1 protein-coding gene and 1 pseudogene are annotated in these 1,172 nt (G+C 52.7%); both read left to right on the plus strand.

Annotated features, from left to right (window positions below; all coding sequences use genetic code 11):
• Positions 1-281: 281 nt before the first annotated feature.
• Entirely contained in the window at positions 282-812 is a 531-nt protein-coding gene (locus tag CW742_RS14135) for a MarR family transcriptional regulator (protein ID WP_292421472.1), read from the plus strand.
• Positions 813-891: 79 nt separating this feature from the next.
• A pseudogene (locus CW742_RS14140) lies at positions 892-1,172 on the plus strand (N-acetyltransferase); the annotation flags it as partial.

The following is a 1,172-nucleotide window of genomic DNA, read 5'->3' on the forward strand; positions in this document are numbered from 1 at the left end:
TACTTATTTAAATTCTCGAAGGTCATCCGACCGGAAGGTCGACTAGCGTCTCCCTGCAGCTTGTCGAGGTCTTCGACCCCGCCAATCCAGAGAGAAGAGAAGAACACACCGGTGTTCTTCGAATTAACTTAATTGAGAATTTTTCGCAGATTTCTATCTTTAAGGATTTTTTGCTCTGTTGAACACCTGCGACCAGATTCAACAAAATGCTCCCGTCAGCCAAATATCACAGTTCACCCACATCCATGCTCTTTTCTCCATTGCCGTATACAGTAGTATAGATGCTAAACGATCTATCTCCGGTCGATGGTGACGTCCCCGCTGAAGAGATCATGGACACCCTCACCCGGCTCTTCAACAAGGCCGCGGCCATTGAACGCGAACCCGTTGACACCGGTGACGGCATCCTCCTGTATACTTCGGAGGTCCACCTGATCGACATGGCCGGACGTTTCCCGGAAGAAAGCCTGTCCTCCCTTGCGGTGCGTCTCGGCATCACGAAGGGAGCCATCTCCCAGACGGCAAAGAAACTGGAAGAGAAAGGGTACCTTGAACGGGTTAACCGGGAAGGAAACAACAAGACAGTCCTCATCAGCCTCACCCGTGCCGGCAGGAGGGCGTATGACTGGCACCGGGCATACCATGCGATCGTAAACGAACGGATCGCACGGGAAATTGGTGGGATGAACCCGGATGCCCGGATACCTATCTACCGGCTCCTGCGGCAGCTGGAGAATGTCTTCGATGACTGCCCAAAGACCCGGTGCAGGATAACCGAAACTCTCCAGAAAGAAGACCGTGCACCTGTGTAAGTGACCGCTCTGATATTCAGGGAATATTTAATAGTTTAGATGCTATACTATTTCACACAAACCAGTGTGGGAGAACACCATGACTTCATTGCCCGTCACCTTCAGCCCCATCACGGAACAGGACAGAAAGCCCGTCATCGATCTCTTCAATTACTATATCGGGAACAGCTTTGCCGCCTACCCCGAACAGAACGTCCCCTATGAATTCCTCACACCGTTCCTTGAGGCATGCAAGAATTATCCGTCCGCAGTTCCCCTGCTGGATTACTGCACAGTTGCCCGTTTTTTCATGCTGCGGCCCCATAACCCACAGCCCGCCTTCGCGCAAACGCCCGGGGGCACCGTCATGCTCGCACCCGG

This window comes from Methanoregula sp. (assembly GCF_002835825.1).
Classification (GTDB): Archaea; Halobacteriota; Methanomicrobia; order Methanomicrobiales; family Methanospirillaceae; genus Methanoregula.